This is a genomic window from Actinophytocola sp. (assembly GCF_050699935.1).
Classification (GTDB): Bacteria; Actinomycetota; Actinomycetes; order Mycobacteriales; family Pseudonocardiaceae; genus Actinophytocola.
The window spans coordinates 1-7,851 of sequence record NZ_JBOHGB010000226.1; the positions used below are offsets into that span (position 1 = coordinate 1).

At 73.6% G+C, this 7,851-nt stretch carries 10 protein-coding genes and 1 pseudogene; 2 read left to right on the plus strand and 9 right to left on the minus strand.

Annotated features, from left to right (window positions below; all coding sequences use genetic code 11):
* Positions 1-265 precede the first annotated feature (265 nt).
* From ACRDTB_RS36285 to ACRDTB_RS36305, 5 genes are read right to left on the minus strand one after another with little or no spacing between them, the layout of a single operon-like run.
* Entirely contained in the window at positions 266-1,225 is a 960-nt protein-coding gene (locus tag ACRDTB_RS36285; protein WP_431436779.1) for an LLM class F420-dependent oxidoreductase, read from the minus strand.
* A gap of 19 nt (positions 1,226-1,244) precedes the next feature.
* Positions 1,245-1,367 carry a hypothetical protein gene (locus ACRDTB_RS36290; protein ID WP_431436780.1) on the minus strand — a complete coding sequence of 41 codons (123 nt, stop codon included), beginning with the start codon at positions 1,365-1,367 and terminating at the stop codon, positions 1,245-1,247.
* Positions 1,364-3,580: a prolyl oligopeptidase family serine peptidase gene (locus ACRDTB_RS36295; protein WP_431436781.1), complete on the minus strand. Its 2,217-nt coding sequence runs from the start codon at positions 3,578-3,580 to the stop codon at positions 1,364-1,366. The genes ACRDTB_RS36290 and ACRDTB_RS36295 overlap by 4 nt, the downstream gene beginning before the upstream one ends.
* Before the next feature lie 16 nt (positions 3,581-3,596).
* The gene (locus tag ACRDTB_RS36300; protein ID WP_431436782.1) at positions 3,597-4,067 is read right to left on the minus strand and encodes an SRPBCC family protein; all 471 of its coding nucleotides are present in this window, start codon (positions 4,065-4,067) and stop codon (positions 3,597-3,599) included.
* A complete protein-coding gene (locus ACRDTB_RS36305) occupies positions 4,064-4,375 on the minus strand; it encodes an ArsR/SmtB family transcription factor (protein WP_431436783.1) in 312 nt (103 codons plus the stop codon). The genes ACRDTB_RS36300 and ACRDTB_RS36305 overlap by 4 nt, the downstream gene beginning before the upstream one ends.
* A gap of 102 nt (positions 4,376-4,477) precedes the next feature.
* On the opposite strand from ACRDTB_RS36305, the gene ACRDTB_RS36310 reads away from it, so the two are divergent.
* Positions 4,478-5,398 carry a S1C family serine protease gene (locus ACRDTB_RS36310; protein WP_431436784.1) on the plus strand — a complete coding sequence of 307 codons (921 nt, stop codon included), beginning with the start codon at positions 4,478-4,480 and terminating at the stop codon, positions 5,396-5,398.
* Between the two features lie 53 nt (positions 5,399-5,451).
* On the opposite strand, the gene ACRDTB_RS36315 is transcribed toward ACRDTB_RS36310, so the two are convergent.
* Both ACRDTB_RS36315 and ACRDTB_RS36320 read right to left on the minus strand, forming a co-directional pair.
* Entirely contained in the window at positions 5,452-5,655 is a 204-nt protein-coding gene (locus ACRDTB_RS36315; protein WP_431436785.1) for a hypothetical protein, read from the minus strand.
* Complete coding sequence (locus tag ACRDTB_RS36320) at positions 5,645-6,043, minus strand: hypothetical protein (protein WP_431436786.1); 399 nt, start codon at positions 6,041-6,043, stop codon at positions 5,645-5,647. The genes ACRDTB_RS36315 and ACRDTB_RS36320 overlap by 11 nt, the downstream gene beginning before the upstream one ends.
* A gap of 121 nt (positions 6,044-6,164) precedes the next feature.
* On the opposite strand from ACRDTB_RS36320, the gene ACRDTB_RS36325 reads away from it, so the two are divergent.
* The gene (locus ACRDTB_RS36325; protein ID WP_431436787.1) at positions 6,165-6,623 is read left to right on the plus strand and encodes a sigma factor-like helix-turn-helix DNA-binding protein; all 459 of its coding nucleotides are present in this window, start codon (positions 6,165-6,167) and stop codon (positions 6,621-6,623) included.
* 10 nt (positions 6,624-6,633) lie between these two features.
* Here ACRDTB_RS36325 and ACRDTB_RS36330 read toward each other — a convergent pair whose 3' ends face one another.
* A complete protein-coding gene (locus tag ACRDTB_RS36330; protein WP_431436788.1) occupies positions 6,634-7,404 on the minus strand; it encodes an ESX secretion-associated protein EspG in 771 nt (256 codons plus the stop codon).
* A 4-nt stretch (positions 7,405-7,408) separates the two neighbouring features.
* A pseudogene (locus ACRDTB_RS36335) lies at positions 7,409-7,851 on the minus strand (hypothetical protein); the annotation flags it as partial.

A 7,851-nucleotide genomic window follows, 5' to 3' on the forward strand; every position in this document is an offset into this window, starting at 1 on the left:
GACCGGCCCGGTACGGGTCGCGGCCGCACCGGCCATCGCGGTCGTGGCCGCGTCGGCCAGGGCACGCACCCGTGCCGCGCCCGCGGGTCCGCCGGTCAACAACGGCTCGGCGGCGGAGATCGAAGCGCCCATCGGACCCCTTCTTAGGTGAACCTAACTCGGGGGCCCACAATACGACCGCCCAGGCAGTCGCAACCATCGGGTCCGCGACGCCAGGAAGGCTCCCTTTAGGTCGCTGGGCGTCCGTAAGGCTCCCTTCCGGGCACTAGGCCGGCGCCAGCGACCGGACCAGCGAGGCCGGATCCGCGCCCGTGGGCAGCACCGAGATGACCGGAGTGTCCAAACCGGACTCAACGTACGCGGCCACCCGCTCGCGGCAGCGCGCCACCGGCCCCCACACGATCAGGTCGTCCACGACCTCGTCCGGGATCGCCGCGTTCGCCGCCGCCCGGTCGCCCGCGGCCCACGCCTCGTGCATCTTCGCCAGCGCCTCGCCACGGCCGAGCCACTCGTGGAACGCCGCGTACACCGGAACCGTGAGATAGCTGCTGATCAGCATCCGGCCCAGACCCCGCGCCGCGTCGGCGTCCTCGGTCGGGCAGACGAAGATCCGCGCGACCAGCTCGGGCTCCTTGCCGAGCGCGGAGCGCACGGTCGGGATGTCCGAGGGCGCGAGCCAGTTCGTGATCGCGCCGTCGGCCTCCCGGGCGGCCAGCCGCAGCATGCCCGGCCGCAGCGCCGCGAGCACGATCGGGGGCGGCGGGGTCGGCGGCCGCTCGAGCCGGAACTTCGACACGGCGAACGTCTCGTACGTCTCGGTGACCTTGTCGCCGACGAGTGCGGCACGCAGGAACCGCACGGTGTCCCGCGCGCGGGCGAACGGCTCGTCGAACGCGAGGCCGTTCCAGCCCGTCACGATCGTCGGCGTGGACGTGCCCACGCCGAGCACGAACCGGCCCGGCGCCAGCTCCGCGATCGTCGCCGCCTGCATCGCCAGCAGACCCGGCCCGCGCGTGTAGACCGGTGCGATGGCCGTGCCCAGCCGCAGGCCCGGCCCCCACTCGGCGGTCAGCGCGAGCGGGGTGAACGCGTCGGTGCCCGCGGTCTCCGCCGACCACACGTCGGTGTAGCCGAGGTCCGGCAGCTCGCGCACCAGCTCGCGATGCGCGGCGAGCGGTACGCCGGTCAGCGGCAAGGTGATGCCCCACCGGTTGCTGTGTTCCATGGTTCGCTCCGCTCCTCCGCTACTCGCCGTCTTCGTCCGTGCGATGCTCGGCGCTGGCGCGCCCGCTCTTCTCCGCGGAGCGGAGCTTGCGGAGCGACCGTGTCTCCGTCCAGACGGCGAACGCTCCGTCGCTCCCGCTCACTTGGCCACCTCCAAGCCGAGCGCTTCGCGCAACCACTGGACCTGCATGCGCATGAAGTTCTCCGCCACCTCGTCGTCCTGCGGGGTCATGTGCGTGACGCCGGGCAGCGGCAACAGCGCGTGCGCCCGGCCCGCGGCGACCAGCGCGGCGGACAGCCGCACCGAGTGGGCCACCACGACGTTGTCGTCGGCGAGGCCGTGGATGATCAGCAGCGGCCGGGACAGCTTCGGCGCGTCGTCGATCAGCGAGTTGGCGTCGTACACCTCGGGCCTCTCGTCCGGATGGCCGAGGTAGCGTTCCGTGTAGTGCGTGTCGTAGAGCCGCCAGTCGGTCACCGGCGCGCCCGCGATCGCCGCGTGGAACACGTCCGGCCGGCGCAGCACCGCCAGCGCGGCCAGGTACCCGCCGTACGACCAGCCGCGAATGGCCACAGTGGACAGGTCGAGGTCCGGGTACTCCTCGACGGCCGCGTGCAACGCGTCCACCTGGTCGGCCAGCGTCACGTCCGCGAAGTCGAACGCGACCTGCCGGTCCCAGTCCGGCCCCCGCCCGGGCGTGCCGCGACCGTCCGCGATCAGCACGGCGAAACCCTGGTCGGCCAGCCACTGCGGGCCGAGGTAGGCGTTGCGGCTGGCCATCACCCGCTGCGCGTGCGGGCCGCCGTACGGGTCGAGCAGCACCGGCAGCTTCCCGCTGCCCGGCTCGTGCCCGGTCGGTAACACGAGCGCGGCGCGCAGCTCCCGCTCGCCGAGGGTCAGCAGCCGCACGTTCGGCTCGACCCCCGGGTCCACCGCGTGCGAGGCGACCTCGCCGACCCGCTCGTCCCCGCGCAGCACCGAGATCGCCGGGCCGGAGCGGTCCAGCGACCACGACGTCAGCACCGTCACGTCACCGCCGCGCGCCGCGCCGTGCACTCCGTCCGAAGTGGACATCCGGGTGATGCCGGCGTCGTCGTACCGGTACACGTGCACCTGCGTGGGGTCGTCCTCGGTGGCGGTGAACAGGATGTCGGTGCCGGTGCCGGTGCCGGTGCTGGTGCCGGTGCCGGTGCCGACGCCTGTGCCGACGCCGAGGACCGCGCGCACCTGCATCGTGGGCGGGGTGACCTCCTTGTCGTCGACGATGAGCCGGTAGCCGTCCTGGCTCACCCCGATCCGCACGAGGCGGCCGTCGGGTGTCCACGCCGGCACTCCCGGGGCGATCTCGACCCAGGTGTCGTCGGTCTCGGTGGCGAGCAGCGAGGTGGCGCCGGTGTCCGGGTCGACCGAGCGGATCTCCATCCGCTTCTGATCCCGCGACTGCAACGCGATCAGCGGCGGGCCGCCCGCGCTCCAGTGCGCGGTGACCAGGTACGGCAGGTCGCCGCCGTGCCAGTCGACCTCCACACGGGAGATCCCCTCCCGGGCGACGCTCACCACGGCCAGCCGGACCTCGACGTTGTCGGTGCCGGCCGCCGGGTAGGCCACGACGTTCGGCGCCGCCTCGGGGTTCGCCGGGTCGGCGATGTGCCAGTGCCGCACGGCGCTCTTGTCGGTGAACGCCACCAGCAGCCGGCTGCCGTCCGGCGACCACCAGTACCCGCGCGAGCGACCCATCTCCTCCGCGGCGATGAACTCGGCCACCCCGCAGGCCCGGTCCGGACCGGCCGGCTCGGCGAGTGCGCGGTCGCCGCCGCCGTCCACAGCGCCGTCCACAGCGCCATCCACAGCGCCATCCACAGCGCCATTCACAGGGCCATTGACACTGACAACCCGCAGCGCGTCGCCGGAGAGGTAGGCGATGTGCGTGCCGGTCGGGTCGGGTCGGGGGTCGATCACGCCGGGCGCGGTGTCCAGCTCGCGGGTCTCGCCGGTGACCGCGTCGGCCACGAAGAGCTTGCCGGACAGGGCGAACGCGGCGATCCGCACGTCGGCGTCGGTGGCGTTGCCGACCACGCCGCCGCCCTGCTCGCGGCTGCGCTCGCGGCGCGCGCGCTCCTCGGGTGGCAGGTCCTCGGCGCCGCCACCGACGAGTTCGCCGGGGTCGGCGAGCCGGGTCTCGGTGCCGGTGGCGAGGTCCAGCCGCCACAGGATGTGCCGGCGGTCCTCACCGGACTCCGAGCGGAGGAACAGGACGCGGGAGCCGTCCGGTGACACCTGGAACCCGCGTGGCGTGCCGAGGGTGAACCGCTGGGTCCGAGCCTGGAGACGGAGGAATGAGCTCTCGTTGGTCACCCCCCGACCCTATGGGTCAGGCCACCAGTTCCGCATAGGCCGCCAGGATGCTCGTCCAGCCACCCGGCGAGTCGACGCCCTCGACCACGCCGTCCGGGTCATCGTGGCGCTCGATGTGGTGGTGGGAGAACTCGACCCTGGTCCGGTCGGGCGCCTCGGCGACGAAGCGGACCTCGATCTCGCTCGCCTTGGCGGGGTCCGGCTCGTAGCTGAAGTCGGCCCGCAGGTGCCAGGACAGCACGAGCCGTGCCGGCGGCTCCCAGGCGAGCACCCGGCCCCAGTCGCACTCCGAGCCGTCCACACCGTGCTCGTACCAGCGGCCGCCCTCGCGCGGCTCGATGATCACGTCGGCGAGCTCGGCCCCGCCGATGTGGTGGCCCGGCCACCAGCTGTGGAACCGCTCGGTGAACACGGTGAACGCGCGCTCGCGGCCGGCGCGAACGGTGACGGTCTTGTCGACGGCGATGTCCTTCGCGCGGGTGGTCATGGCTTCTCCTCCTCCTCGGCGGCCGCGGCGAACGCGGCCAACGCGTTGTCCCACAACTGGTCCAGGTACTCGCGCAGCGCCCCGACACCGCGCCGGTCGACGCGGTAAAGCCGCCGGGTGCCCTCGGCGTGGTCGGTGACGAGCCCGGCCCCCTTGAGCACCTTGAGGTGCTGCGACACGGCCGGGCGACTCACCGGCAGCTCGTTCGCCAACTCACCGACGGCCCGCGGTCGGGTCGCCAGCAGCTCGAAGATCGCCCGGCGGGTCGGATCGCCGAGCGCACCGAGCGCCGTTTGGTAAGTTGACACGAACCGTAAGCTACAACTTACCGAAGTAACCGTCAACAGGTTCTTGGCTATCCCTCCGGGTCCTCACAGCCTCTTCCCAGGCAGCGGCCGCACCGTGGCGGCATGACCGAGACCTATCTGCCACCCAGACAACCTCCGGTGCCGCCGTGGACCCGTCCGACCCCGGGCCACCCGTCCCCCGAACCTCCTCCCGAGCCACCCAGGCAGCCGAGTCGCTCCCGCCGCGGCGCCGTGGCCCTGGTCGTCGCCGCCACGCTCGCGACGGGCGGGATCGGCGGCACGGTCGGCGCGCTGGTCTCCGGCGACGACGGCGCCACCCCGTCCGCGACCGCGCCGGCCGCAACGACGTCCGACCCGGCCGGTTCCGGGGCGGTCGACGTCAGCGCGGTCGTGGCGAAGGTGCGGGACAGCGTGGTCCAGGTGACCATGCGGACCGCGAACGCCGAGGGCATCGGCTCCGGCGTGATCATCGGCGCGGACGGCCGGATCCTCACGAACAACCACGTGGTCTCCGGCGCCGACGAGCTGACCGTGACACTGGCCGACGGCCGCGCGGTCCCGGCGTCGGTCGTCGGCACGGACCCGTCGAGCGACCTCGCGGTGATCCAGGCCGAGGGCGTCTCCGGCCTCACCCCGGCGAAGTTCGGCGACTCCGCCGCGGTGCGCGTCGGCGACGAGGTCATCGCCATCGGCTCGCCGGCCGGGCTGCGGGGCACCGTCACCACGGGCATCGTCAGCGCGCTCGACCGCGACGTGACCGTGGCGGGCGAGCAGCGGCGCGGCCCGAGCCCGTACCTGCGTTCCGGCGCCGGCTCCACCGTGACCTACCAGGCCATCCAGACCGACGCGTCGATCAACCAGGGCAACTCCGGCGGCCCGCTGTTCAACTCCGCCGGCGAGGTGATCGGCATCAACTCGGCGATCTACTCCCCCGTATCGGGCCCGGACGGGTCAGCCGGCAGCGTCGGGATCGGGTTCGCCATCCCGAGCGACAATGCCCAGCAGGTGATCGACAAGCTGTGAACCCCCGGACCGGGCTCAATTCAAAACCGGTCTCCATGACCATCATCAGGCTCCTATCCGGAGTGTTTTGAATTGAGCCCGTCGACGACGCTTGCCCGCCGTGCCTCGGCGACCGCCAGGGACGCGCGGGTGAGCAGCCAGCCGGCCGACCGCACCGCCCTGCGCGTCCGCCGCGTCCCGACCAGCAGCGCGGCGGAACCGGCTGTCAGGACGAGTCCGGCGGCCAGCAGCACACCGGCGGTCAGCTCAGCGAGCACGGTGCAGCCTCACGTCGGCGCGGACCCCCTGCTCGTCAAGGCTCTGCCGGACCCGGCCGACGATCCGCCGGTGCACCACGTCACGCAACAGCCGCGGGGTGAGCGCGGTGAACGGCCGGGTGAGCACGCTTTCCTTGTGCGCCAACTCGAACAGGTTGAGGATCTCGACGGAGATCAGGTGCCTGGCTCCGGTCCCGAAGCTCCGCGAGAGCTCGGGCGGCAGCGCGCCGAGCTCGCCGGCCAACTCACCGGCCCGCTCCTCGAGCGCCACCACGTCCGCGCGGAGCCGGCGCACCTCCCGGACGGCGAGGACGAGCACCACGAGTCCCACGACGACCAGCACCAACCCGACGATGACCACGGAGTCCACGAAGCCCACGCCGTCCACGCGCCCACGGTACGGGAACGCCCGGCCGCGGACGGGCGGCGTTGCGCCTACGGGCGGCGTCGGGGCTGAGGTAGCCTCGGTTTCCGGCGACCTCTCGGGGCGTGGGGCCCAGCCGGAGACGATGACATACCGCGACATTCTGCGAGACGACCTGCCCGCCGCGCTCGAGGCCGAGCCCCGGGCCATCGAGCGGCTGCTCACCGCGATCCGTCCCATCGTCGTCAGATACTGCCGAGCCCGCTTGGGGAGCGTCGACGGGTCCTTCGCCGCGGCCGACGACGTCGCGCGCGAGATCTGCCTGGCGGTGCTGAGCTCCCTGCCGGGCTACCCCGACGACGGGCGGCCGTTCCTCGCGTTCCTCCACGAGATCGTCGTGGAGACGCTGTCGCGGGACGCCGGGGACCGGGCGGGGGCGCCGCTGGACTCGCTGCCCGCCATCCAGCGCGACATCGTCATCCTGCGCACGGTCGTCGGATTGTCCACCGAGGAGACCGCCGAGGCCGTCGGCATGTCGCCCGGCGGGGTCCGGCTCGCCCAGCACCGGGCACTGCGGCGGCTGCGTACGACGGCGGGCGGCTGACTCAGCCGACTCAGCCGATGAGTGCGCGGTGCATCTCCTGCAGGCGCCGCACCAGGTCAGTGCGTGACGCAGGCGCCACCAGCACCCGGTGCTCGCCGTGGCCGGCGTCGGTCATGTGGTTCAGCCAGCGGCCGATCACGGTGTCGGCGTAGCGGAGCGGGTAGCGGACGGGCCGGCGGCGGGACATCCGGTCGCGGACCGCCACGTACAGCTCGCCGCCGCCCTTCGTCGGCTGCGCGGCGATCTGCTGGACGGCCCGCACGTCCGGCGGGGCCGGGCGGCTCCCGACGCCGGCCTCCGTGCGATGCCGTCCGCCGACGGCCGCGAGCACCTCCGAGCGCAGGATGTTGTGCGCCTCGCCGCGAGCCGGTGGCACCTCCGGGGTCTGCGCGACCAGTACCTCGGGCAGCGACTCCGGCCGGATCTGGTTCATCGTGATCTCGTCGCCGTCGCGGATGGCGAGAACCGCCTCCCGGCCGATGGCGGCGGCGAGCACCGCGCGGGTCCGGTCGCCCTCGTTGATCCAGCCGTAGAACTCCACACCCGCACGGCACAGCACGGCCAGCGACGCGGACAGCTCCACGTCGACCCGGCCGCGCCGGTCGAGCAGGCCATGCCGCAGGAACTCCGACCGGGTCTCGGCCTCGACCTGTTGCTCCTCCGCCCGCGGGCGCCAGACGCCGGGCGGCTTGAGCGTGATGTGCGGTTCTCCCAGGTTCTCCAGCCGCACGAGCCGAACCAGGGCCTCGGCGTCGACGGTGAGGGGACGGGGCAGGACCACGTGCCTACTCGCCGATCACGGGCGGCGCGGTGATCTCGTCGCTGCCGAACGTCTCGTGCGGATCCGGCTCGACCAGGTAGGTCGGCCGCTGGTGCTCCTCGTCCTCGCTGCCCTGCCCGCGGCCGCCACCCATGCCCATCGGCGCGGCCGCACCACGGCCGGCACCGGCGCCACCACCACGCGCGGCCGCACCCTCGGCAGCCGCACCGCCGGCGCCCGGGCCACCCGGACCGACGCCGGCCGCCCCGCGCGCACCCGCGCCGCTGCCCGAACCACCCGGGCCGCCCTGCCCTGCCCCGCCGGAACCGCCGGGGCCGAAGCCGGACCCACCCGGACCGAAGCCACGCGGACCGCCGGGCCCTGGCACACCACCGGAGCCACGCGGACCGCCCGGACCGAACGGGCCGGCGGGCCCGACCGGACCGAAGGGGCCGGGACCACCCGGGC

What these genes read in the sequence shown, in the direction of transcription:
- ACRDTB_RS36285 (WP_431436779.1), bottom strand. Translation starts at nt 1,225, where the DNA reads ATGGAACACAGCAACCGGTGGGGCATCACCTTGCCGCTGACCGGCGTA.
- ACRDTB_RS36310 (WP_431436784.1), top strand. Translation starts at nt 4,478, where the DNA reads ATGACCGAGACCTATCTGCCACCCAGACAACCTCCGGTGCCGCCGTGG.
- ACRDTB_RS36325 (WP_431436787.1), top strand. Translation starts at nt 6,165, where the DNA reads ATGACATACCGCGACATTCTGCGAGACGACCTGCCCGCCGCGCTCGAG.
- ACRDTB_RS36300 (WP_431436782.1), bottom strand. Translation starts at nt 4,067, where the DNA reads ATGACCACCCGCGCGAAGGACATCGCCGTCGACAAGACCGTCACCGTT.